At 36.6% G+C, this 26,500-nt stretch carries 16 protein-coding genes, 3 tRNA genes and 7 pseudogenes; 5 read left to right on the forward strand and 21 right to left on the reverse strand.

The features are described from left to right. Nucleotides 1–654: 654 nt before the first annotated feature. From L3081_RS16460 to L3081_RS16520, 13 genes and pseudogenes are all read right to left on the reverse strand, one after another. A tRNA-Arg gene (locus L3081_RS16460) sits at nt 655–731 on the reverse strand. A gap of 67 nt (nt 732–798) precedes the next feature. Then, nucleotides 799–875 (reverse strand) — tRNA-Arg (locus L3081_RS16465). Between the two features lie 391 nt (nt 876–1,266). Continuing rightward, a tRNA-Ser gene (locus tag L3081_RS16470) sits at nt 1,267–1,357 on the reverse strand. A 209-nt stretch (nt 1,358–1,566) separates the two neighbouring features. After that, nucleotides 1,567–1,761: a carbon storage regulator CsrA gene (csrA, locus tag L3081_RS16475; protein ID WP_242287164.1), complete on the reverse strand. Its 195-nt coding sequence runs from the start codon at nt 1,759–1,761 to the stop codon at nt 1,567–1,569. 422 nt (nt 1,762–2,183) lie between these two features. Then, nucleotides 2,184–4,810, reverse strand: a pseudogene (alaS, locus tag L3081_RS16480) (alanine--tRNA ligase). A 24-nt stretch (nt 4,811–4,834) separates the two neighbouring features. Further along, entirely contained in the window at nt 4,835–5,326 is a 492-nt protein-coding gene (locus tag L3081_RS16485) for a regulatory protein RecX (RefSeq protein WP_242287165.1), read from the reverse strand. Between the two features lie 45 nt (nt 5,327–5,371). Next, a complete protein-coding gene (dinB, locus tag L3081_RS16490; RefSeq protein WP_242287166.1) occupies nt 5,372–6,430 on the reverse strand; it encodes a DNA polymerase IV in 1,059 nt (352 codons plus the stop codon). A 126-nt stretch (nt 6,431–6,556) separates the two neighbouring features. Beyond that, nucleotides 6,557–7,844, reverse strand: a pseudogene (locus L3081_RS16495) (dipeptidase). A gap of 18 nt (nt 7,845–7,862) precedes the next feature. Further along, nucleotides 7,863–8,966, reverse strand: a complete 1,104-nt coding sequence (hemH, locus tag L3081_RS16500) for a ferrochelatase (RefSeq protein WP_242287167.1) — start codon at nt 8,964–8,966, stop codon at nt 7,863–7,865. Nucleotides 8,967–9,023: 57 nt separating this feature from the next. After that, a complete protein-coding gene (gene ccmI / locus L3081_RS16505) occupies nt 9,024–10,301 on the reverse strand; it encodes a c-type cytochrome biogenesis protein CcmI (RefSeq protein ID WP_242287168.1) in 1,278 nt (425 codons plus the stop codon). 76 nt (nt 10,302–10,377) lie between these two features. Then, nucleotides 10,378–10,827 (reverse strand): cytochrome c-type biogenesis protein, encoded by a 450-nt coding sequence (locus tag L3081_RS16510; protein ID WP_242287169.1) that lies wholly within the window; start codon nt 10,825–10,827, stop codon nt 10,378–10,380. Between the two features lie 2 nt (nt 10,828–10,829). Further along, nucleotides 10,830–11,378 (reverse strand): DsbE family thiol:disulfide interchange protein, encoded by a 549-nt coding sequence (locus L3081_RS16515; protein ID WP_242287170.1) that lies wholly within the window; start codon nt 11,376–11,378, stop codon nt 10,830–10,832. Next, nucleotides 11,379–13,401 (reverse strand): annotated as a pseudogene (locus tag L3081_RS16520) (heme lyase CcmF/NrfE family subunit). 338 nt (nt 13,402–13,739) lie between these two features. Here L3081_RS16520 and ccmA point away from each other — a divergent pair. From ccmA to ccmE, 5 genes and pseudogenes are all read left to right on the forward strand, one after another. After that, a pseudogene (ccmA, locus tag L3081_RS16525) lies at nt 13,740–14,369 on the forward strand (cytochrome c biogenesis heme-transporting ATPase CcmA); the annotation flags it as partial. 110 nt (nt 14,370–14,479) lie between these two features. Beyond that, nucleotides 14,480–15,169, forward strand: coding sequence for a heme exporter protein CcmB (ccmB, locus tag L3081_RS16530; RefSeq protein WP_242287172.1), 690 nt, complete (start codon nt 14,480–14,482; stop codon nt 15,167–15,169). A 63-nt stretch (nt 15,170–15,232) separates the two neighbouring features. Next, nucleotides 15,233–16,000 (forward strand): heme ABC transporter permease, encoded by a 768-nt coding sequence (locus L3081_RS16535; protein ID WP_242287173.1) that lies wholly within the window; start codon nt 15,233–15,235, stop codon nt 15,998–16,000. Next, nucleotides 16,000–16,245, forward strand: coding sequence for a heme exporter protein CcmD (gene ccmD / locus L3081_RS16540; protein ID WP_242287174.1), 246 nt, complete (start codon nt 16,000–16,002; stop codon nt 16,243–16,245). Before L3081_RS16535 ends, ccmD begins: the two co-directional genes overlap by 1 nt. Next, a pseudogene (ccmE, locus tag L3081_RS16545) lies at nt 16,242–16,764 on the forward strand (cytochrome c maturation protein CcmE). The gene ccmD and the pseudogene ccmE overlap by 4 nt, the downstream one beginning before the upstream one ends. 341 nt (nt 16,765–17,105) lie before the next feature. Here the strand turns inward: ccmE and L3081_RS16550 are convergent. From L3081_RS16550 to L3081_RS16585, 8 genes and pseudogenes are all read right to left on the reverse strand, one after another. Further along, a complete protein-coding gene (locus L3081_RS16550; RefSeq protein ID WP_242287175.1) occupies nt 17,106–17,360 on the reverse strand; it encodes a TIGR02922 family protein in 255 nt (84 codons plus the stop codon). Between the two features lie 300 nt (nt 17,361–17,660). Further along, on the reverse strand, nt 17,661–18,557 hold the full coding sequence (gene nagK, locus L3081_RS16555; RefSeq protein WP_242287176.1) for an N-acetylglucosamine kinase: 897 nt from the start codon (nt 18,555–18,557) through the stop codon (nt 17,661–17,663). Between the two features lie 534 nt (nt 18,558–19,091). After that, complete coding sequence (locus L3081_RS16560) at nt 19,092–20,387, reverse strand: amidohydrolase family protein (protein ID WP_338027376.1); 1,296 nt, start codon at nt 20,385–20,387, stop codon at nt 19,092–19,094. Nucleotides 20,388–20,397: 10 nt separating this feature from the next. Further along, a pseudogene (locus tag L3081_RS16565) lies at nt 20,398–21,797 on the reverse strand (amidohydrolase). 229 nt (nt 21,798–22,026) lie between these two features. Then, nucleotides 22,027–24,246, reverse strand: coding sequence for a bacteriohemerythrin (locus tag L3081_RS16570; RefSeq protein WP_242287177.1), 2,220 nt, complete (start codon nt 24,244–24,246; stop codon nt 22,027–22,029). Nucleotides 24,247–24,401: 155 nt separating this feature from the next. Then, nucleotides 24,402–25,010 (reverse strand): protein-methionine-sulfoxide reductase heme-binding subunit MsrQ, encoded by a 609-nt coding sequence (gene msrQ / locus L3081_RS16575; protein WP_242287178.1) that lies wholly within the window; start codon nt 25,008–25,010, stop codon nt 24,402–24,404. Nucleotides 25,011–25,048: 38 nt separating this feature from the next. Further along, nucleotides 25,049–26,058: pseudogene (msrP, locus tag L3081_RS16580) on the reverse strand (protein-methionine-sulfoxide reductase catalytic subunit MsrP). Between the two features lie 87 nt (nt 26,059–26,145). Beyond that, nucleotides 26,146–26,493: a glutaredoxin family protein gene (locus tag L3081_RS16585; RefSeq protein ID WP_242287571.1), complete on the reverse strand. Its 348-nt coding sequence runs from the start codon at nt 26,491–26,493 to the stop codon at nt 26,146–26,148. Nucleotides 26,494–26,500 lie beyond the last annotated feature (7 nt).

Here is a 26,500-nt window from a genome sequence, read left to right on the forward strand (position 1 = left end):
TTTGGTTTGTACTAGCGCCTGGTTCGTAGCCAGGTACTTATACCCATTCTATTAAGCTAATCTCATTTGATTTAGGAACACTCAAATTTCAAGCGAAAAAAAACCAATCATACGATTGTTTTTTTAGATTCTCATAAGAGAAAAGTGGCGATTGCTGCAAGAGTCGAACCTTTGGTTTGTACTAGCGCCTGGTTTGTAGCCAGGTACTTATACCCATTCTATTAAGCTAATCTCATTTGATTTAGGAACACTCAAATTTCAAGCGAAAAAAAACCAATCATACGATTGGTTTTTTAGATTCTCATAAGAGAAAAGTGGCGATTGCTGCAAGAGTCGAATTTTTGGTTTGTACTAGCGCCTGGTTCGTAGCCAGGTACTTATACCCGTTCTATTAAGCTAATCTCATTTGATTTAGGAACACTCAAATTTCAAGCGAAAAAAAACCAATCATACGATTGGTTTTTTAGATTCTCATAAGAGAAAAGTGGCGATTGCTGCAAGAGTCGAACTTTTGGTTTGTACTAGCGCCTGGTTCGTAGCCAGGTACTTATACCCATTCTATTAAGCTAATCTCATTTGATTTAGGAACACTCAAATTTCAAGCGAAAAAAACCAATCATACGATTGGTTTTTTAGATTCTCATAAGAGAAAAGTGGCGGACGCGGCAGGAGTCGAACCTGCGACCGCCTGGTTCGTAGCCAGGTACTCTATCCGGCTGAGCTACGCGTCCGCGGTCATATTTATTTTTTCAGCTTTAATATTAGCTTATCTTTGATATTTATCCACTTAAAGAAAAGTGGCGGACGCGGCAGGAGTCGAACCTGCGACCGCCTGGTTCGTAGCCAGGTACTCTATCCGGCTGAGCTACGCGTCCGCAATTAAGTTATTTTTTATATCGTTACTTATCCGATATCACGAACCTTGTTCGTAGCCATTAGCATAAAATTATCTATCCGGCTGAGCTACGCGTCCGCAATCTAAGATATTTTTTATATCGTTACTTATCCGATAACACGAACCTTGTTCGTAGCCATTAGCATAAAATTATCTATCCGGCTGAGCTACGCGTCCGCAATCTAAGATGTTTTTTATATCGTTACTTATCCGATAACACGAACCTTGTTCGTAGCCATCAACATGAGATAATCTATCCGGCTGAGCTACGCATCCGCAATTAAGTTATTTTTTATATCGTTACTTAACCGATAAACCTTCTTTTAAATCTAAGTTTAAAGATCTTCCCATTAATTACCCTAAGTAAATAATGGCGGAGAGGAGGGATTCGAACCCTCGATCCGGGATAAACCAGATACTCCCTTAGCAGGGGAGCGCCTTCGGCCACTCGGCCACCTCTCCAATGGGTGCGAATATTAATGGATCTTAAAAATAAGTCAAACATTTTCACCAATTAATTTGTCTTTTCGTACTGTTTGCTGACAATTTACCCAATAATGATGATTTTCAATCATTATTGAAAAAAAAGAAAGTTATAAACATAAAAAAGCACCATCGGTTGTGGTGCTTTTTTAGACGCTAATTCTGTAGTTCATACTAAGTTACAGTAGTTAAACGTTTCCAGATGATTCACTATCATCCTTTTCAGCTTGTATACGCATGTAAATTTCTTCACGATGTACAGAGACTTCTTTAGGAGCATTTACACCGATACGTACTTGATTTCCTTTAACACCTAACACTGTCACAGTGACTTCGTCACCAATCATCAATGTCTCACCTACGCGCCTTGTTAATATTAACATTACACATTCCTTTTTTAAAATTGAGAATCACTAAATAAATATATATAAGCTAGTAATATATGAAGTTAGTCTGTTTTTCCTTAATACACTATAAGTTATAGTTAATATTATGAAAAAATCCACTTTTTAATAAGCTTTAAACTCCTATGTTTAAAACTTATTAAAATATCAATTCATTCTATCAAGCTTATGTTCGCTTTGAATAGAGCTAATGATTGATTTTTGATACAGATTATTATTTTTTTGTAAGAATTTACAACTTAATAACATTTCAGGGTGAAATTTACATAAACACAACAGTAAAACAGTCATGGTTTTATAGTTGTTTAGCTTGATGAATTTTATTTAGTACAAAAAAAAACCAATTAGTAATCTAATCGGTTTTTCATTTTATAAAGCATGTTCAATCAATAAAACGTAAGTTAACTCAGTTTTTCAGCCAACCAAGGTTGAACCGACGCAAGCGCATCTGTGATGTTCTCTGGTTGACTCCCACCTGCTTGTGCCATGTCTGGGCGTCCACCACCTTTTCCACCCACTTGCTGAGCGACCATATTCACTAATTCACCCGCTTTAACTTTACCGATAAGATCTTTAGTAACGCCGGCAATTAAACCGACTTTGCCTTCGTTAGCAGTGGCAAGCATAATAATACCGGACTGCATTTTATTTTTAAGTTCATCAACCATACCACGCAGAGCTTTAGTTTCAACGCCATTTAAATCAGCAATTAATACCTTCACCCCATTAATGTCAATAGCACTACCCATTAGGTCTGAACCGGCCTGGGCAGCTAACTCTTGTTTTAACTGATTAATTTCTTTTTCTAAAACTTTAGAGCGCGCAATCAACTGCTCAACTTTAATATCGACGCCCGCAATATCCGTTTTCACTAATCCCGCGACTTTTGCTAAACAAGCGCCTTGCTCATTAATATAGGCTAATGCGCCTGTTGCGGTTACCGCTTCAATACGACGAACACCTGCAGCAATGCCAGATTCAGAGATTATTTTTAATAAACCTATATCCCCTGTTCGTTCAACATGCACACCACCACAAAGTTCTGTAGAGAAGTCCCCTAAAGTAACAACCCGTACTTCATCATCATATTTTTCGCCAAAGAGTGCCATCGCGCCTTTTTCTTTTGCGTCTTCAATATCCATTAATTCAGTGTCTCTCGCATGGTTACGTCGTATCTCGTCGTTAACCATTTGCTCAACATCATGTACTTCTTGTGCTGTCATCGCTTCAAAATGAGAGAAGTCGAAGCGAAGTTTATCACTGTCGCATAAAGACCCTTTTTGGGTGACATGATCACCTAGCACTTTACGTAAAGCTGCATGTAATAGATGAGTTGCGGTATGATTTTTTACAATAGCTGCACGGCGTTCACTGTTGATTTCTGCTTTGACACGACGATTTAAACCTATATCAGTATGAGCAATACCTTTATGCGCAAAAGCATTACCCAGTTTGATCGTATCTTCAACTTCAAAAACGCCGTTATCAAGGTGTAATAAACCACTATCACCCACCTGACCACCTGATTCAGCATAAAACGGTGTGTGATCCAAAATCACAATACCCTGTTCACCTGCATTTAATTGCTTAACAGCTTCATGATCATGAGCGTTAAATAATTCTACAACCGTGGCTGATGATGTATGGTTTGTATAGCCTTTAAAATCAGTTTTATGATCAGATTTAAGCTGTTGATTATAATCCGTTCCAAATTGACTTGCTTGCTGTGCACGTTCACGTTGCAAGCCCATAGCAATATCAAAACCGTTATGATCTATATTTAATTGTCGTTCTCGGGCAATATCAGCGGTTAAATCTCCGGGAAGCCATAAGTATCATAAAGTTTAAATACATCATCACCACAGATGGTATCTCCTTCCAGGTTATTTAATATTTCTTCAAGTAATACCATGCCACGATCTAAGGTACGACCAAATTGTTCTTCTTCAATACGCAATAATTTTTCAATAATGGCTTGTTGCTGAACTAGCTCAGGATAAGCATCCCCCATTTGTTCAATTAATGATTTTACTAATTTATGGAAAAAATTATCTTTTGCTTCAAGCTTATGACCATGGCGGATTGCACGGCGTATAATTCTACGTAATACATAACCACGCCCTTCGTTTGAAGGCACAACGCCATCAACAATTAAAAAACAACATGAACGAATATGATCGCTAATCACGCGTAGTGATTTATTATTTAAATCATTACAGTCTAATAAATTAGCGGTGTCTTTAATCAACGCTTGGAAAAGATCTATTTCGTAATTACTGTGCACATTTTGCATAATAGCTGAAATACGTTCTAATCCCATTCCAGTATCAATAGAAGGGTTAGGCAAAGGTTCCATATCACCATTCGCTTGGCGATTAAACTGCATGAATACGATATTCCAGATTTCAATAAAACGATCACCATCTTCTTCTGGTGAGCCTGGAGGACCACCCCAAATATGTTCACCATGATCATAAAATATTTCTGAACAGGGTCCACATGGTCCGGTATCTCCCATAGACCAGAAATTATCAGATTCAAACTTTTTATCAGCCGATTTATCTCCAATACGAATGATTTTTTCTACAGGTATACCAATCTCATCTTTCCAATATAAAAAGGCTTCTTCATCACTTTCATAGATAGTGACTAATAGCTTCTCTTTTGGTAAACCTAAAACACTCGTTAAAAATTCCCAAGCATAACTGATAGCATTTTCTTTAAAGTAATCACCAAAGCTAAAGTTACCTAACATTTCAAAAAATGTATGATGACGTGCTGTATAACCTACATTTTCTAGATCGTTATGTTTTCCGCCGCGAACGCAGCGTTGAGCTGATGTTGCACGGGTATAACTGCGTGTTTCAGCGCCTAAAAAAACATCTTTAAAAGGCACCATGCCGGCATTAGTAAAAAGTAATGTTGCATCGTTACCCGGAACGAGGGAACTACTTTTAACTATTTGATGTTGTTTAGTGGCAAAAAAATCTAAAAATGCCTGACGTACTTCGGCGGTGGTTTTAATCATGGGAACCTTAATCAGTCTGTTTGTTCAATTATCATTAACTACCGCGAAAATTTCATCAGTTGAAAATCCACGATATTGTAAAAATCGTATTTTTTTGGCTTGCTCTTTTTTGCTTATAGGAAGGTTTTCTCTCCTACTTTCACCAAAGCGCTTATTATACGCAAGCTCGGCTTGAAGATACCAATCAATTTCGCAATTTTTCTGCAAATGTTGAATAATTGTTGAACAAACCCCTTTTTGTTTTAATTCATTAGCAATATACCGCCAACCATACCCTCGATTAACTCGGTACCTACACATACTTTGCGCAAAGCGGTCGTCAGATAGATAGCCCTTTTCAAGTAAGCGCTCAATTGCACTCTCAATTTCTTGAGCGGGAAATTCACGACTGGCTAATTTTTGCCTTAATTCAAATTCCGAATGTTCTCGCCGTGCTAATAAGCCCACACCACAATGCAAGGCAGTTTGCTTTTGGTACTTTTTTTTGTTCGGTGATTGATTTTCTTTATCGGTCATAGTGTTAATAGTTTTTCGGTGCAATTAAAGACTTATTTTTCGTTTTTACAATAGAGACAATTGTTTATTATCAGTTTGTTCTGCCATACTTGCTTCCGCAAAGCCAAGAGTGAGGCCCACAAGACGAATACCTCGCCCTTTTGCTCGTTCATAGGCTTTCGGTAATAAATCATTAAACACTACCGCCTTGGCGTCCAAGCTTTGTTGTTCTACTGTTGTTTGGTTAAAGTCATTAAATTTAAGTTTAATGCCTTGACGAACAATTTTTCTGTCTGCAACTTTTTCTAACCGTTGCAGTAATTTTGGATAAAGTTGTTCAATAACACGTAAACATTCCATTTCACTAAACACGTCCATCGCCAAGGTAGTTTCTATTGCTAAGGATTTTCGCTGTCTACTCACCTCAAGCTCCCGATGATCTATACCATGCGCTTTTTGATATAAACTAGTGGCAAATTTTCCGACAATCATTGCTAGATTCGCTACAGAGGAAGCTCGTATATCAGCACAGGTAGAAAAACCAAAAGACTGTAGTTTTTGATATGTTTTGGGACCTATACCCGGTATTTTTTTCAGCGATAAGTGTTCAACAAAAGCAGCAACTTGATTTGGAGAAATCACACATTGACCATTAGGCTTATTTTCATCACTCGCTATTTTAGCAATAAATTTGTTCGGGGCAACACCTGCCGATGCAGTCAGATTAAGTTCATTGTATATATCTTGTCTAATTTGCTCAGCAATAAGTGTCGCGCTACCATGACACAGCGTTGAGTGCGTTACATCGAGAAAAGCTTCATCAAGAGACAAGGGTTCAATAAGGTGGGTATAACGAGAGAATATTTCTCTAATATGTTCCGACACTTCTTTGTACACCGCCATACGCCCATGTACTATGGTTAGGTCAGGACAAAGCTGCTTTGCTTTAATCGCCGGCATAGCAGAACGTACGCCAAATTTTCGTGCTTGATAGTTGCAGGTGCAAAGAACACTACGAGGACCATCACCACCAACCGCTAAGGGGATATTACGGTATTCGGGAAAGTCTCGCATTTCAACGGCTGCATAAAAACAGTCCATATCGATATGAATTATTTTTTTCATGATAATACCTAGAGCACGTCAAGATACTTTTACGTTGATATCTTGAGGTAATTTGGTATATATTTTACTGTTATTTTATACAGTGTCAATATATCATAATAAATTCATCTCACGCTCAAATCATTTTTAATGTTGTGCCGTGTTTTTTACCGCGTATTCTTCTACTTGCTGCCATACTCGTATTAAATTGCCAGATAGTAATTTTTTAATATCTTGCTCGCTATAACCACGTTTTAACAAAACCGATTAAATTAGGATAAGTAGCAACATCTTTTAATGTTTCAGGAAGAATACCGCTAACACCATCAAAGTCAGAACCTATACCAACATGATCTATACCCACTAAATTAATGACATGATCATAATGATCTAGCACTAAATCTAATGTACCAACATCATATGGGTTTTCTAGCTCGTATGCTTCTTCGAATGCATCTATTTTATTTTTATCAGTAACTTGTGTTTCATCAAGATTGTGCGCTTTAATAAACTCACTTTTTGCTATTTTATAAACAGCACTTTGCTCGCGGAATGTTTTCGAGGTAAAAATACCACTAAAAGTCATTTGGATAACACCACCTTTACTTGCCAGTACCTTGATCATCTCGTCTGACATATTCCGTTCAAAACCAGGGGTAAAAAAACGTGCAGAGGAATGAGAAGCGATAACAGGCACCTTACTGATTTCCATAACCTGATAAAACGCTTGATCCGATATATGAGAAACATCAACCATCACGCCGATATTATTCATTGCAATAACTTGACTTTTACCAAAATCAGTTAATCCTTGTGCGGGACGGTTTTCATCATAAGAAGAGTCTGATATATGATTTGTTTTCGAATGAGCTAAAGTGATATATCGAATACCACGATTATAAAAGTGCGCTAAATTTGTTAGATCACCTTCTATTGGGCTACCATTTTCCATCCCCATAGGAAGCGAAATAAGCCCCTTAGCAAAATTTTCTTTCACTTGCTTGGTTGAATACGCTAATGAAAATTTATCTGGTGATTGCGCAACAATTTTCTCAACGTCATCTATTAATTTATCAGCAAGGGCTTTACTCCCCCCACTTTTTTGTAATTTAGCCGGAATATAAATCGACATGAAAGGGGCATCTAAGCCCCCTTTAACCGCTCTTGGGTAATCAAATTCGCCTTTTTTAGTCGCTTGACTGACATCTTCGTAGTCTTCTTCCAAACGATATGGGACATCAATATGCGTATCAATAATGATAGTTTCTTTAGCTATTTTGTTCGCTTGTTGTGTTATGGTCAACACGTTTTCTTGATTAATTTTTACAGTAGGTGCCGATTGATTAACGTTAACAGTTTGATCTTCACATGCCGTTAAAACAAGTGTTGAACAAAAGGTAATAAGTGCAATTTTTTTAATTATAAATAATTTCATGACTTGACCTTTTTAAGTTTATTTTACAATAACAGACTCCGCTATCTTGGGCTCTAAAATTGACACTACCGCATCAATATGATCATCTCTATCATTTAATGCGGCAATGTAATGATATTCTTGCCCACCGGCTTCCATAAATACTTCACGATTTTCATGCTCAAGTTCTTCAAGTGTTTCTAAGCAATCGGCACTAAAAGCAGGGCTAATAATTGCGATATGTTTATTACCTTCTTGAGCTAATTTTTCTAGTGTTTCATCCGTATAGGGTTGCAACCATTGTGCTTTTCCAAAACGTGATTGAAAGGTCATAACAAACTTATCATCTGATAAGTTTGTCGTTGTACTTAACGCAGTGTTTTCCTTGTTACTTTTGCATCGATTAAGTAACTCTTGTTTGAGTAAGTTAGTGGTAATCTGACAAAAATCATAATAAGGATCTCCCCACTGGTAAAACAATTCCGGCATACCATGATATGAAAGAATGAGCTTATCTGGAACACCATGTTCAGCAAAATGTTCCTCAATGCTATTAGCAAGTGCTTTAATATACTGATGATTATTATGATAACTATTAATAAAGTTAAGGCTAGGTACAAAGCGCCATTTTTTTAGCTCATTACTCACCGCATCAAAAGTCGACGCGGTTGTTGGTCCTGCATATTGTGGATATAAAGGTAGTACAATTAAATTATTCACGCCTTGCTGCTGAAATTTTTGCAATACGCTAGGAATCGAAGGTTCACCATAACGCATCGCAAGGTCAACAATTACCGATTGGCCATATTTTTCTCTGAGTTTTGAAGCAACCTTTTCTTGTTGGGCTCGACTGATAACCAGTAAAGGTGCTCCTTGCTCAGTCCAAATACTTTTATATAATTTTGCTGATTTTTTAGGTCGTATACGTAAAATTATACCATGCAAAATAATTAACCAAATAAGACGAGGAATTTCTACCACGCGAGGATCGGATAAAAATTCGCGCAAATATTTACGTACTGCACCCGTAGTAGGCGCAGCCGGAGAACCTAAGTTTGTTAATAAAATACCCGTTTTTATCCCGTTCTTCTCTTCTAGAACGTTATTGGTATTATTTTTTTTAGCGCTAAAACGTGATTTCATGGTTCTCTTATTTTTGCTTGTACATTAAGTTGGTTATTGTTTTTTTATTTTTGATAACTATTCAACGATACTGTCGATAACCAAATTGATAGTATCTGTATTCTCTACAGAAATATGTTGAGCCTCTGCTTTATAATCGCCTGACTTAATACCTACACCACCTAGTTTAGATACAATAGCAAAAATATTAACCTCACTAACACTACTTAAATTACTTTGTGGTGACATAGCATTAGCGTCACTTAAAGTAACTGTTTTAGGTAAATCACTCGCCATTATTTTTAAAGCGGCAAGCGGCATTCGCTGCCCATTAGTTGGAATAGCATAAACAAAAACAACTTTGTCTTCACTCTGTGCAAGTTTAGCTGCAATTTCATCAGATAATGTCACATTCACAGTTAGCTGTGGCCCTTCGATAGCGGAAGAAGAAGGTTTTTCAGTCGAAGGCATACCAAGACGTCTTTGTGCTTCTGTCACAGCTTCTTTTAATGCGGCAATATTAACACCTGGCTTATTAGCATCAATCACTCGTTGCCAATAACCAATTGCTTCAACATATTTCTGCCCAATAAAATTATGCATACCTAATAAAATATTAGTAGAAGGATCGTTTATATCTAAGGCAAGTGCCTTATCAATTAAGTTTTGAACTTGTTCATCTATTTCTTGGTTATTTCGGTAATAAGTGGCTTGCGCAATTGCACCGAGTATATCTGCATGCTCTCCTTCAACACGCATCACTTGCTTAAATGCGGTTATTGCAAAATCAAACTCCCCGGCACCAACAAAGGTTTGACCTAAGTTATACCATGCCTCACTATCATCAGGATTTTCTTCTAAATGCTGTTGCAAATTTTTAATATAAGCCAACATTTGTGCTTGCTGCTGTTCACGCTCTTGTTCTACAGACTGAGGTGTTTGTTGGTTGGTATCAGAAGCTATAGGTGTCGCCATTAACGTTTCTAATGTACCTTGTTTGATATAGATAACCACTGAAAATGCCACAATAAAAAGTGACATGCCGATAGGCCACAGAACACTAAACCCTTTTGAGCTCTGTACCGCATCTGTATTTTTCTCTGCTGCGGCAATATCTTGTAATAAACTATTATCTAATTCTGCTAACAAATATTGATAATTCTCTTCATCAATAGCGCCATCACTATAGTCTTTTTCAATCTCTACTTTGTGTTCTTTATATAATTCTACATTAGTTTCATCACGCACATTTTGATTATTGCTATCTATTCCTTTCTGTGTGTTTTTAAAGAAAGGTAACCAAACAACAAACAAAAGTAAGGCAATAAAACCAAGGATTATTAATACTATTTCCATAACAATTACGACTCTTTCTTTTGTTTGGTGACATTAGGATTATTGGGTTGTACTTGCTCTGGATATAAGAGCTGCTTTAGTTTTTCTTGTTGCTGACTGTCAAGCACCAGGTTTTCTTGCGTTCGGGTTTTTTTCTTAATATAACTATTACGACGATTATACCAATTAAGATCAATAATACGGGTCCAAACCAAAGAATATAAGTAACACTCGATACTCGCGGACGATACAAAACAAACTCACCGTAGCGACCTACCATCAAATCAATAATTTCTGAATCGGCTCTACCTTGAATTAATAAATTATACAGCTCTAATCGCAACGCCGAAGCAACGGTAGAATTTGAGTCTGCCAAATTTTGATTTTGACATTTAGGACAACGTAACTCTTTACTCAACGCCTGAAAACGTACTTTCGTTACCTCATCTTGAAATTCAAAGGTTTCTACTGGGCTTGCATCAGCAATATCTATAACAACAAAACTTGTCGCTATTAGAAGAAAAAAGCCTAAAATTCTTGTTAACATTACTATTTACCTTGCTGTTTTTCAGTGAGTAATTGCTTGATAAGTGGTTCAAATTCTTTCCGCCATACTCTTACATCAATGGCACCAAGAAAGCGTTTACGAATTATGCCATGGTGATCTATCACAAATGTTTCTGGTGCTCCAAAAACACCTAATTTCACACCAAGTAAGCCCTCTTCATCAAAAATAGAAAATAAATAGGGATCTTTATAATCCGTTAACCATTTTTGTGCAGGTAATCGTTCGTCTTTATAATTTACGCCATAAAGTTTCACTAGAGGATTTTTAGAGAGTTCAAGTAAATAAGGATGCTCATATTTACAAGTAGGACACCATGTGGCCCAAACATTTAATAGCACAATATCGCCTGTCACATTCGCTTTAGATACCATTTTATTGGGATCATTGACAATAGAAAGTGAAAAGTCAGGCATAGGTTTCCCCACCAAGGCAGACGGCATTTCGTTAGGGTTTAACGATAAGCCCCTATAAAGCACAACACCTAGCGCTATAACTAGTATAAGAGGTAGAAATCTAATTATTTTATTCATTTAAGATAGCTCCGATACAGGTTTATTGCTAAGGTTCTTGTTATTAGCTACATTTTCAGCGCGGCTCTTTATGCTATTTTTCACACGGTAACGTTTATCCATTATTGCAAGAAAACCACCAAACGCCATAAATATCGCACCTAACCATATCCGGCGAACAAATGGCTTATAATGAACGCGAATAGCCCATGCACCGCCCTCCAATGGGTCGCCTAATGCCACATAAATATCCCTAAATAAACCACCATCAATTCCGGCTTCAGTCATTCCCATAGATTGCACACGATAAGCTCGTCTTTCTGGTTTTAATAGAGCAACAAACGAGTCACCTTTATACACATTGATTTGCCCCTGCTCTGCACTATAATTTGGCCCTTCTACTTGTTTAATACCATTAAATTCAACTTGATAGCCTGATATTTCAACTTTTTCATGCAATGCCATTCTTACATTGGTTTCAGTTTCATAACTTGAAACTAAAGTGACACCAACAATAGTGACCGCTATTCCAAAGATGTGCAAATGTCATCCCCCATTGGCTTAAACTCAATGTTGATCTTAGTTTGTATTGATTCAATAATTCTTTAACTACAACTAAGAAAACCCATGATGCTAGGGTCATACCCATCGCAACCAAAGCATTAAACTCCCCGCCATAAATAAAAGGAAATAACATCCCAAACACAATGCTAATAACAGAAGGTTGAATCAGTTGCTTACGTAATTCTCCTTTTTTCGCTTTTTTCCAACGAATCAGAGGACCAATACCCATAATAATAAACAAACAGCTCATAATCGGGACAAAGACAGCATTAAAATAAGGAGGCCCAACTGAAATTTTTCCATACCCTAGGGCATCAACTAACAGTGGATATAAAGTGCCTAACAACACGGTTGTTGCCGCTACAACTAAAATGATATTACATAACAATAATGCGGTTTCACGTGAATAAAGCGCGAAACGACTAAAACTAGCTACATTACTCGCTCTAAAGGCATATAAAGTAAGTGATCCACCTACCGTTATGGCTAATAAAACCAGAATAAAAATACCACGCGATGGGTCTGAAGCAAAAGAGTGTACAGAAGTAATAACACCAGAGCGTACTAAAAATGTTCCTAACAAGCTTAAACTAAAAGCAAAAATAGCCAGTAATACGGTCCAATTTCTAAAAGTACCACGTTTTTCAGTGACAGCTAATGAATGAATTAGCGCAGTACCCACTAGCCACGGCATAAAGGATGCGTTTTCAACAGGATCCCAAAACCACCAACCGCCCCGACCAAGTTCATAGTATGCCCACCAACTACCAAGAGCTATTCCTAAGGTTAAACATATCCAAGCGCCTACAGTCCAAGGACGAGACCAACGTGCCCAAGCTGCATCCATTTTACCAGACATTAATGCAGCAACAGCAAACGCAAAAGCAACAGCAAAACCAACGTAACCTAAATACAGTAATGGTGGATGAATAATTAAACCAACATCTTGCAAGAGCGGATTTAAATCACGGCCTTCCATTGGAATATTTGGCCAAAGTCGCTCAAAAGGATTAGACGTTAATAAAGTAAACGCGATGAAACCTAACGCCACCATTCCCATAACGGCCAGTACGCGAGCAATAAACTCTTCTTCTACATTTTTAGAAAAAGTAGCAACCGCCATTGTCCAAGCAGTTAACGAAAATACCCACAGTAGTAATGACCCTTCATGCCCTCCCCACACTGCACTTATTTTAAAATAATAAGGTAAATGTGTATTCGAATGGCTAGCCACATATTTTATGGAAAAATCGTCTACAACAAAGCTATACGCTAAAATAACGAGACTAATTGCGGTAAAAATAAATAAACCAAAAGTCAGCGGCTTCGCATAACTCATCAGTTTATCTTGGGCACTATGTACACCAACCATAGGAATAACACTCAAACATAAAGCAAAGGCAAAGGCGATAACCAAAGCAATATGGCCTAATTCAGGTATTAAACTAGGAATCAACTCAGGCAAAAGTTGGGGATTCATTCATTTCTCCGTATACGCTTTTATAATAAATAGTCAATTCAATATACTGCTAGCTCTGAACAGTTGCGCAATTCTAGCACACTTTTTTCGTTATTCAGGCTAAATGGATTAATCATCAAGGTATGATAATTGTTTCTTAATGTTACAAATTCTAAAGTAACAAATTTGCTAAAGTTTATACTTGCTATGGTATGATATTGCACTAAGAGATAATACGATCCAAATCAAAAATTTACTGACAAACATCAGTTAGACTTTACCTATAAAGTATAAGTCGACAAATAATAGAGAACTATCTACTTTGCTAGCAAATCAAATCACCAACTTGACCCTACGCCTTACTTAGCGCTTCAAACTTGACGTGCATACGCGAAGATCGCCTGCTGTTTGATCAACTCAGCATAGAGATAAATGCCGGTGATATAGTACAAATAGAAGGGCCAAATGGCTCAGGTAAAACGAGTTTACTACGGATTCTCGCCGGATTATCTCAGCCTTTTGAAGGCGATGTTTTATTTAATAATCAATTGATTCGACAATCCAGAGAAGAATTTCATCAACATCTACTTTACCTTGGACATTTACCCGGTGTAAAAGGTGAAATGAATGCTCAAGAAAACTTAAGTTTCAACCTTGCTCTTCAAGGACTAACAATCCATAGCGGTGATATAAAGCAAACACTAGCGGCGGTGAATTTAAGTGGTTTTGAAGACAGTTTGGCCTCACACCTTAGTCTTGGACAGCATAGACGAATATCATTAGCACGTTTATATAAATCAACAGCACGTATTTGGATTTTAGATGAGCCTTTTACTGCTATAGATAAACAAGGTGTTTATGACTTGGAACAATTATTTAAAAAACATATCAACCAAGGGGGTTGTATTATTTTAACAACCCACCAAGATTTACTCACGTTTAAACCGTCGCAAATAAAAAAAATTACGTTAGATTACTTAACAGACTAACGATAACTGAATAATGATAACAAAATAATGATAATTCATCATGAGAGTTAAGTGCCTAACAATGAATATCGATAATCGAACATTATATAAAGCAATATGTCGAGTACAGCATGACAACGACTAACTTGTCCTACCGTGCAGTATTCTCGTTAGTGCTCAAGCGAGATTTAACTATTGCGATGCGTCACAAAGACGACATAATTAATCCACTGCTATTTTTTGTGATTGTCATAACATTGTTTCCCTTAGGTATAGGTCCAGAAGCACAAACATTAAGCCGTATTGCACCGGGTATTATATGGGTGGCAGCCTTACTATCAACATTACTATCTCTGGACCGGTTATTTAAATCTGATCATGATGATGGCTCACTTGAGCAAATGCTACTAAGCCCACAACCTATTTTTATTTTAGTGCTCGCAAAAATAATAGCTCATTGGTTGATTACGGGGCTTCCTCTTATTTTGATTGCACCATTACTGGCCGTACTTTTACATTTTAATGAACAAAGTTATGGTGCCCTAATGTTAACGCTTTTATTAGGTACGCCTGTACTCAGCTTACTAGGTGCAATTGGTGTTGCCTTAACCGTGGGCATAAAAAAAGGTGGGGTATTATTAAGTTTGTTAGTACTGCCTTTGTATATACCTGTATTAATATTTGCGACCAGTGCTATCGATACCGCAGCACTTGGTTTACCATACAGCGGACAACTTGCTATAATTGCAGCACTATTTTTTGGCTCGTTAACGCTAGCGCCCTTTGCTGTTGGCGCAGCATTAAAAGTCAGTACCAATTAATTACGCGCAACCAATGACGGTTTGAGTTTTAGCTTTTAATTTAAAGAAAGAAGAGCATAGTTTATGTGGAAATGGTTACACCCTTACGCTAATCCTGAAGTGAGCTATCACTTTACAGGAAAAATGATCCCTTGGCTGAGCGCATTAACAATAGTCTTTTTAACTACAGGTATTGTTTGGGCATTAGCATTTGCACCTGCCGATTATCAACAAGGTGATAGTTTTCGTATTTTTTATGTTCATGTGCCGGCGGCTTCTCTTTCTATGGGTATTTATTTTGGCATGGCCATCGCCGCTTTTACCTCCTTGGTATGGCAGTTTAAATTAGCCGATGCTTCTGCGGCTGCAATGGCTCCTGTTGGTGCTGTATTTACTGCAATAGCATTGATTACTGGCGCTGCATGGGGAAAACCTATGTGGGGTACATGGTGGATTTGGGATGCTCGATTGACCTCTGAACTCATTTTATTATTTTTATACCTAGGCGTTATTGCTCTACACAACGCCTTTGAAGATAAAGCCTTAGGCGGCAAAGCTGCAGGTATTTTAACCCTTGTGGGCGTGATTAATTTACCTATCATTAAATATTCTGTTGAATGGTGGAATACCCTGCATCAAGGCTCTACAGTCAGTAAACTAGGTAAACCGTCTATGTCAGTGGAGATGCTATGGCCTTTTATCTTTAGTTTTCTCGGTTTTGCCTTATTAGTTACCACTGTAGTTTGCATCCGCTTTCGTAGTGAAATTTTAACGCGTAATAGTATTCGCCCTTGGGTTAAAGCAATCGCTACAGGACAAACTCAAACCAATAAAACTATGGAGATCCAATAATGCAATTTGATAGTTTTAATGATTTTTTAGCTATGGGTGGCTATGGCTTTTATGTATGGCTGTCTTTTGGTATATCCGCTGTACTCATTATTGCCTTGATTTTTAGCTCTATCATGGGCCATAAACAAGTACTTAAAAATATAGCTATTCGTCAAGAAAGAGATAATAAATTACGTCAATTACGTAAACAGCGTAGCAAGCGTAGTGATAACAAACACAATGAAATAGAAGAGGTTAACCTATGAATCCCCGCCGTAAAAAACGTTTAACGATAGTTGCCTCAATATTAATAGGTATTGCCGTTGTAGCAGGGCTTGTGCTTTATGCGCTAAGCCAAAATATCGACTTATTTTATACTCCTTCTGAAATCACTCAAGGCAAAAAGGATACAGGTATTAAACCCAAAGATTGGTCAACGTATCCGCATTGGAGGTTTAGTTGTACCCAACTCTGTTAAACGAGATCCTGATAATTTAAAAGTATCCTTCAGACTCTCTGATATGAAAATGCCAATTGTTTTTGCTGAAAGCGATCCGATGATTTGGGTATACTATGAAGGAATTTTGCCTGACTTATTCCGCGAAGGGCAAGGCATTGTAGCTAATGGTTCACTCGTAAGAGCACCAGACGGAGAACTGCATATTGAAGCCAGTGAAGTACTAGCCAAACATGATGAAAACTATATGCCCGCTGAACTTGCTGATGCTGCGGGTAAAGACTATAAAAAGTTAGAATATAGTGAAAAACAGTTAGAGAATAAATAACCAGATAGTATGTTCTTCTCCTCACATTCTATTCATGTGCCATGATTGACGTTGTTAAACATCATTTAAATAGACGAAAAAAACCGCTATGTTTACACTATAGCGGTTTTTTAATAATTAACCTCAGCTCGGCTTAATAAATCTTTCTATAATGGCTATTTTTACTAACTTCTTCGTTAAATTCACTTGCAATAGACCGCCTATTGACGCGTAAATTTGCCTTGAATTAAGCAAAACTATCTCATTATAGTGATAAGAGGAAAATTAAATACTAATTTTCAATGAGTTAAAAACTTCTTAACCCGAGTTGAGGTTAATTAACTATTTTTGTTCTGCCGCCATTAAATTTTCTGAGACATTACGTAGTTTACAGATAAAATTCGATCACCCACTTTATTAAGAATTTGTACTTCGCCATCACAAACTGCAATAATGGATTTTCCATCTTTAAACGCTTGAGGAATAATAACTCGGCCATCAGCGTTTTGATCAAAACTTTTCACTTTATGGTGTAGCTCCAAACCATCATCCTGATAGTAAATAATTGTTACTTTGCGTTTTACCAATGTCATATTATCTACAACTATAATTATCATTATGAATGTATAAATATACACTAACAGGGCCTAGAGTACACGTTAACGTATTTTATTTTAGTTGTCTTCAAGGATATAATATATACAAAATCAGCTTAACTACTTGACGCAAAAACCATTATTTTACGCCAAAAACATTATTTTTTTATAACAAAACTTACGTATAGCATTAAAATAGGCTTATATTCAAATTTTTCACCACTTATCCAAGTAGACTTATTATTATCGTTAACTAACATTGCTACCTTGATCATTAATTCAATATAGATTTGAGGAATGTATCTTTTTCTAGCTAAATACTTACTGTTTTATTAATGCTTGGCGCGCAAACAAAACGGCTCCAACAGCCGGTTCGCTTAATGGCTCTGATAAAAGTGATTGTATTTCCTTATCTAATTTTGGCTTTAAACGTGGCGATAAACCGCCTAACATAGATATTCGTTTTGGTTTTTTAGTAAGTAAAATACGAGTCATATTATTAATGTACTCAGCGCCTTCATTAACAATACACTGAGCACGCTGATCCCCCTGTTCAGCAGCATCAAAAACAAAATTAGCAAGTTGAGCATAAAAAGTTGCGTCTTTACAGGCAACTTTTTCAGCCAATGAGGTTGCATCAGTACAATCTAACTGGGTTAAAATTAGCCGACTCAATAATGATGGTTGTACTAAGCCATCAAGGGATAACAAAACATCTTTAGTTGCTTGTAAACCAAACCAAGCCCCACTACCTTTGTCCCCTTGGGGAAATCCGTGACCACCAATCACAAATTCTTCATCATCAATACAAGAAAAACCGCAAGATCCTGTGCCTAAAATAATTACTGCGCCGTTATTACAATGATGTGCACCTAAACAAGCAATAAATATATCATGCGCTAAAAACACTTGTTTAAATGGATGTTGCCATGCCTGCATCTGTTGAAGTAATACAGGTAAATTAATACCGGCAAGTCCAATACCTGCATTCAAATCACTTAATTGAATAGCTTCAAGTTTTGCATCTTTTAAGGCAAGTTTGGCTGACTCTGTGATGGAATATATTGCCTGCTCAAAGCCATGTATAGGGTTACCGGGTCCAGAAATACCAACACCTAAAATGTCATTGTTTTCATTCATCACAATGGCTTTACATTTGCTTCCGCCACCGTCTATGCCTAAAAAATATTCGCAACATTTAACACTGTTTGTGAACATACCAAACCTCAAAATTATTCTTGTTATTCAATATCTTGCCTACGTAACCTTCGTTTGGTTTAGTCAATATGTCTCTAGCAACTATTTTTCCTGACTTCATTAATAAATTCACTTGCAATAGGCTAGCTATTAATACGAACTTTTCTGTACTTCTTGACTAATAAAAGTAGAAGAATTCTAAAGTTAGAGCATAAGTAGAAATAATACAGTTATGTATTTCAGATGATTAAAAATATATTAAACCGCGTGCTAATTACATAGTAATCAAATTACTTTTTTAGATTAAATTCACGGTACATATGAAATACAATCGAATATATTGCGGTTTATCTTATCTTTAAATGACAGCGTTATCCTGTGTTTTTTTCTATTTTTGGAAATAAACAAAGATAAACACTTTAATAGCAAAAGAAACTAACCAAGCTACTGTGCAGTTTTTGCGGTAAAGAAATATGGAAAACACCAACTTTAGTGTTAATGCAGTAGTCTGAATAACTCCAAACTACTGTTTTTATTATTAATTAGTGTTAATTACTATTTTGAATAAGCTTTTGGCATATCCGAGACTTTCAAATAGCGATCGCGTAAAGCATCTTGTCTAGATCGTGTAGAAACAGAGTTGCCATTGATCCACATTTTCTCAACTTTAGTACTTATTTCAAAAGGATCTGCACTCCATAACACTAAATCGGCATTTTTACCTATGGCAATACGACCGGCGTTAAGTTTAAATACATCCGCAACATTTGAGGTAAGAGCTGACATGGCATCATTTCTAGATAACCCATTGCTGACGGCTATCCCTGCGTCGAAACGTAATTGATTAAGGTTATGGCTATCACCTTTGGGTGCTAAAATAACCTTAACTCCTGCTTTTGCTAATGTGGCAATATTACTTAATGATGCGTGCAATGAATCAAAACTGTCAGGTAAGTTATCAATAGCGCTTAAAATAACAGGCACTTTTGCCTTGGCTATTTCGTCAGCAATAAGCACTGCATCACTAGCGCCAACTAACACTAAATCAATTCCATACTTTTTCTTCAAAGCAATTAAAGCCAGTAAATCCGTAGCTCTATTTGCATAGGCTAATAATGGTTTTTCCCCCGCTAACAAGGCCTTCATAGTTTGCTCATCACGTTTAGGCTCTTTAGCTTCTTTTTCATCTTTAGTCTTTTTTGTCTTTTTCAAAGTTAACGCTTTTTTAGCATCTTCAAATTTTAAATCTAATGCTTGCAGTTTTTGTGCTCTAGAGCCCTCAGTTTCGGCTCCTAAGTAAACTAACACTGCATTTTGCTTTGCAATAACACTATTAAACTCACCAGAGAGATCAACAGCAAAGGTTTGACCCGCAAACAAGTCTTCACCACCAAGAGGGGCAACTATGTTACTCGTAATGCCCCCTTTGCGAGTATAAGCAATCAAAGTTGATTTAGGATTAAACGCCAAGCTCGCATCAAAGGTAATATCGGCTTTTTTATCTTTACTATCACGACTTCGGGCAACAGCACCCACTTCAACTAAGCCTAAAGCATTCATACTACCGATAAACCCAGGGGTGAGTATTCTTCCTTTTGCATCAATAGTTTCATCAGTATCAAAATTTTCAGGTGTATTTTCACTCGCATAAACTTGCGTAATTTTGCCCTTATCAATAATAACCGTTGCCTGCTCTAAAATGCCTTGACTGGCAAGGGTGTAAACAGTGGCATTAGTAATTGCTGTGCTTTTAGCTTGTACAGTACAAACCAAAAAACTTAATATTACAGTCGATGCTTTCAAAAACGAATGTAGAGTAGTGTTTACTTTGTTAAATTGCATATATTTCATTTGTGTTCTCCTACTCTTGGCCTAAAAGAAAGTCACTTTTCGCCTGATATTTATCATCAAAACGATCATAAACTTTCGCACCATCAACAAAAACTTGTTCGGCTTGCGCGTACACACTAAATGGATTGCTATTCCATAACACTACATCCGCATTTTTACCAACTTGCAAACTTCCGGTTTTATCATCTATACCCAATGATTTAGCAGCATTAGCGGTAATCCATTTAATGGCATCTTCTTCTTTTAGTTCAAAACCATTATCATTAGCTCGATATAGCACCTTACCCGCTTCTTGGTTTAAACGTTGAATAGTAGTACTCGAGTCAGAATGAACGATAGCGCACGAGTTTTTGACAGCATCCACTATGGCCACATTTTCTTCTATCATATCGTAAGCTTCCATTTTAAAGCCCCACCAATCTGGCCACATTGCAACACAGTTACCATTTACTGCAAGCTCATCCGCAATTTTATAAGCTTCAATTGCGTGATGAAATGTGCCTGAGTGATAGTTAAATTCTTTGCCTATGTCAATCATCACCGCCATTTCTTCAGCTTTGTAACAATGATTATGAATTAATATTTCACCATCAAGCACCCCCATCAACGTATCTAGCTCTAAATCTCTTACGGGTGCTTGTGGGTTCTTTCAACAGCATAATCATTATCATATTTGTTCCAGGCGCGTTTATATTCAGTCGCTTCAGCCCATGCAGCTCTATAACCTGCGACATTGCCCATACGGGTTGAAGGCGCTTGTTTTTTACCACCGTATACACGTTTAGGGTTTTCACCACAGGCCATTTTCAAACCGTAAGGTGCATCTATAAATTTCATGGCTTGCATTGTGTGGCTCGGCACATTTTTTAGCGTAACACCACGGCCTCCAAATAAATTAGCTGAGCCGGGTAAAATCTGTAATGTTGTTATACCACCGGCCCTGGCGGCTTGGAAACCTGGATCTTGTGGCCAAATACTATGTTCAGCCCAAACTTCCGAAGTATTGGGAGACGTCATTTCATTACCGTCAGCATGTGATTCAACATTCGGACTCGGATAAACTCCAAGATGTGAATGCACATCAATAATCCCCGGCGTTATCCATTTCCCTTGGGCATCGATAATATTAACATTTGCTTCTGAATCACTTACTTTTAGACCAACCCCTACGCGTTCTATTTTACCATTTATTAACAATACATCCGCATTATCAATACGATCTCCTGTCCCTGTTAATACCGTAGCATGAGTAAATAAAGTATTTTGTTGCGGCAATACCTTGTAAGTACTTGGAAATGGATTTTTATTTATTATAACCTTCGGATCTTGCTTTTCATCAGATAAACAAGCGGTTAATGTTAATGACGTTACAGCCAATATAAAACTTAGCTTAAGGGGGATTTTATTCATGACAGCTCCTTGGAATCATAATAAACGGTTCTTTTTATTTCATTTTGTTACGTAAACCGAATTCTGGTTACTTAAAAATGAATATATTAAATAGATTTAACGTAGATCTGAAAAGAATATTATGTTTATCACATAACAACAAGACCCTAGTCTATAGGAGGATTAACTTTAGGTAAAAATTACGACCAGTGGTATAAAAAATGGGGTCATTAACATCCTCCTTTTTATGTTACGCGCTTATAACCCTGTTTTTCCCTTTATTTTTGGCTTTATAAAGTAACTTGTCTGCATCAGCAACAAAATCTACTGCGTTAGAAAACACATCATCATTCCATTGGCTTACTCCGATACTAACGGTGAATTTTAGGGTATTATCATCAACAAAAATATCAATATCTTGAATTTGCTCTCTTAAACGATCAGCAAATTGATAAGCACTTTGCGAATTAGTTTTTGGTAAAACGATAACAAACTCTTCGCCGCCAATTCTTGCTACAACATCATCATTTCTCGCAAATTTTTTGCAGGTATTATAAAACATCACTAATACCTCATCGCCAATGCCATGACCAAAAGTGTCATTTATCTTTTTAAAATTATCAATATCAAGCATTAAAATGGACAAATCCTGATGCTCTCTATTAGCTCGTAATATTTCTTCGTCCAATACGCTGTTAAACTGATGACGATTGACAGCCCCTGTTAGCGCATCAGTATAGGCTAGCATTTTAAAATGTTCTTGTTGAGATTTTGTATGAGCCAGTTCTTTTTTCTGGCTATCTACCACCGATTTAAATATGCCAACTTGTAATAATTTTCGACGCAACTCTTCACAGGCGGTTTTTATAGAACCTATTTCATCGTCAATTGTTGGTGGCTCTAAATGGACCGTTAAATTACCTTTAGACATATTATTCAGGGCGTAAGTAATACGTCGTATTGGATTAATAATGCTAAAATTCAAAATTGATGAAAAGAGTATCATGACCAATAGAAAAACAGATAAGGCAACAAAGATAGCGAAATATTTTAGCCGTAAGCTTTGACTTTCAGCGGTCACTGTATTATTTAAATTTAACGTTAACGTACCTGTAATTACTTTTAAGTCATCTATTTTTTTTGACATAGAATCAAACCAATACTGACTTTTTTCATCCATAGCGTGATCATTCATCGTATGAAAAAATAGTTGCTTAAGCATGGCGATATATTTTGTTTCATGACAAAAATCTGCACAGGCTTTTATTTGCTGATTATTTGCCGAAGACTTAAAAACACGTAACGCATGAAGTTGCTGCCCTACCAATAAACTAACATCTAAATTACTGTATATGTCATCATTATTACCTTGTACCATATTCATTCCAATAGCTCTTATTTGTCCCATGTACTCCTTGAATAGCAACATGGAATTAATAGCTGAAATATTATTGGCTAACGATGAAGTCATATCAACATCCGTTAAATTTTCAGATATGGATAAAAGGTGTTGAATCAATAGCGTATACGAGTTGTAAACCTCAGGAAAACGTTCAGATTGAGAGTCTAAGTTGTGTCGGTAATCATTTAACTTTTCGATATTAAGACGAACCAATTCAAAATAAGAATGGATGTTTTCTTGAACTGAGGGATCTATTTCATTTTCTAATAAGCTAAACAACTGTTTCATCGCTTGGTCCGTAACCAGGCGTTGTTTTAATAAAGCATTTACTAAACTTTGATTATTAGTACTGACGACGCCTGAAGAAAGCCCTCGTTCAGATTGTAGCGAATGGCTCACATTATCTACCTGCATAATAATATTATTTAAACTAAGTAATAATGTTTTATTTTTATATTCCTGATAATTATCTTTTATCACGAGTATACTCAGTAACAATACACCAAAAATAGGAATAAATGCGATAAAAAACACCCGTATATTTAATTTGATTTTTTTTGAAATAATTCGAGAAAATCGGGCAAGTAAAGAGTTGTTTTCTATTCTATTTAATAAACCATTTGCTATGCTATTTCCGGCCTTATTTAATTGTTGAACATCAAGATCAGTGCTATTTTGTAACGCTCCAATATAATCAAAATCCTCCTTGAGTATATGGTTCACAAGCCAGTGATTTAAGAATGATGTGATTTTTTCGCAGCACATGTTATTGTCTTCTGACAGCCACTGCTCTTTAAGTTTGGGTAACTCATCAATAAATTTTTGATGACTAGCTTTATGCTTAATAAGATCTTTATAATTGGCTTTTTCTAATAATCGTTCTTCTCGATTAAAATGCAATTCCACATAAATTTCAAGCTCACGAAAAATATCTTCGATAACCTTGTTTGATATGTCATGGCAGCGTTTAGAAGATAGTTTGGCTAGTATTGCGATAATCTGTTTATGATCCTCGTCAATGGCATCAATGCCGACACTCATCCCTTCATCCCATACTAATTCGCTCATTCGTTTACCTAGTTACTCTAAACACCTTCCTAGTATAGAGTAGCTAAGTACTTTCTAACATGATTAGAAACAATATTTCCTCATTATTCGATCAAACATCAAAATAAAGTCGCGACTTTGCTTGATATGCTCCTTTGTTGTTGATAGAGCAAAAATCAGCCAAATCTTTTTATAATTAAACCCTTTATTTTTTTATATCGATATAGCAACAGTGCAATAGCCATTAAGAAATAAAAACCTGGTGATATTAATTCAGATTTTACTGACCAATAAAAATGAACGGTGACAAGTAAAATAATCACATAACTTGTATTATGGAGGCGTTGCCAAGATTTCCCCATTTTCCGCTTAAGTTTATTAATTGAGGTAATAGCCAAGGCAGTTAACAGTAAAAAGCCAAACATACCAATAGTAATATAAGGACGTTTAATGACTTCACTAAGAAACAACGTACCATCAAATTGTACTTCAAAAGCTAAAAAATTGAGTAAATGAAATACCGCATAAGTGTATGCATAAAGCCCTAATACACGCCTTGTTTGCAATAAATATCCCTGCTTAGCAATGTTAGCCAAGGGCGATACGCATAAAGTAATTAACAACAAATTAAGCGCACCAATACCAGTAAAGTGAACCACTGTTTCAACTGGATCTGCGCCTAATTGATCATTAAATGCTAAAAAGTATAAATTCACTAAAGGCAATAATGCGCCTAAATGAATTAGCACTTTTAGCAAGATAATTTTAGTATTATTTTTAATCATATAAATTCAAATAAATTTTCAGGCATGCTAAAAAATCATTAGTAATATTTAGACAAATCCATCCCTTTGTATAACCCGGCTACTTCTTCGCCATAGCCATTAAAAGGTAGCGTAGCGATTCGATTTCTTGTAAATAATCCGCCAGTTGTAATTTGTCTTTCGCCGGCTTGACTCCACCTTGGATGATCATGCTCAGGGTTAACGTTGGCGTAAAAGCCATATTCCTTTGCGGCTAACTGATTCCACGTTGTAGGAGGTTGGTGTTCTACTAATTTAATGCCAACAATAGATTTTATGCTTTTGAAGCCATATTTCCATGGCACAACTAATCGAATAGGCGCACCGTTTTGTGGCGGTAAGGTTTTTCCATATAGCCCTACGCTCATTAGAGTTAATGGATTCATCGCCTCATCAATTCTTAAACCTTCAACGTAAGGATAATGAATACCGCCTCCTAAACGTCTATTACCTTGACCTGGCATTTGCTCTGGGTCATACAAGGTTTCAAAAGCTACATATTTTGCTTTTGAATTAGGCGCAACTTTTTTTAATAAGTCTGCTAATGAAAAACCAATCCAAGGGATAACCATTGACCAAGCTTCCACGCAACGTAGGCGATATATACGCTCTTCCAACGGAAACATTTTAGTTAAGTCATCGTAATCTAATGTGATTGGGCGATCACATTCGCCTGATATCGTTAATTTCCATGGTTCAACCTTAAAAGCTTGAGACAATTCTATTGGCTCATTTTTTTTCGCGCCAAACTCATAAAAATTATTATGCGAAATTACTTTTTGCTCAGGTGTTTTAGTTAATGTTTGGTTTTGTTTGTCTTGAGCATAAGTTAGAGGAGTAGTTTTAAAGGTCGGCTTTTCATCGTTACTAAAAAACTCGCGCTAGCATTTTGTGATATAGCAGAACTTAATAAAGTACCCGCCCCTAAAAAACCCATTTGTTTTAATAAATGGCGGCGTTGGTAATAAATTTTTTCTTCGGTAACGCTAGCGTCTTTTAGATGATATTCTTTTGGATTTTTAATTAACATAACTGCGCCTAATAATTCAATTTAATTTAATTTATGTATATGAACTATTAGACACGAATAGAGAAAAGAAATAATTTCAATGCATTTTTATGCGACTTTTACCAATTGCTGCAAATGAGCAACAACATCTTTTGACTCATAAAGCCATTGCACTTGGCCATCTGGATTTTCAATACGTAAACAAGGCACTGTACGCTTGCCCCCTTCCCTGATCAATTCTTCTCGGTAACCATTATTTTGGTTAATATTACGTAATTCTATATTTAATCCTTCACGTTTCATTGCACGACGAACTTTGACACAAAAAGGACAACTAGGTAGCCGGTACAAACTTAAATTTTGCGTTTTTGCATCTATTTCTCTTTGTGCTTCAACGGTTCTTTTCGGTGAGCTTGGCGAAAATATAAAGTTAAGTAATAAGATAAGACGGCCTATTGGCCAT

The sequence above is a fragment of the Colwellia maritima genome (assembly GCF_022669015.1).
In the GTDB taxonomy this organism is placed as follows: Bacteria; Pseudomonadota; Gammaproteobacteria; order Enterobacterales; family Alteromonadaceae; genus Colwellia; species Colwellia maritima.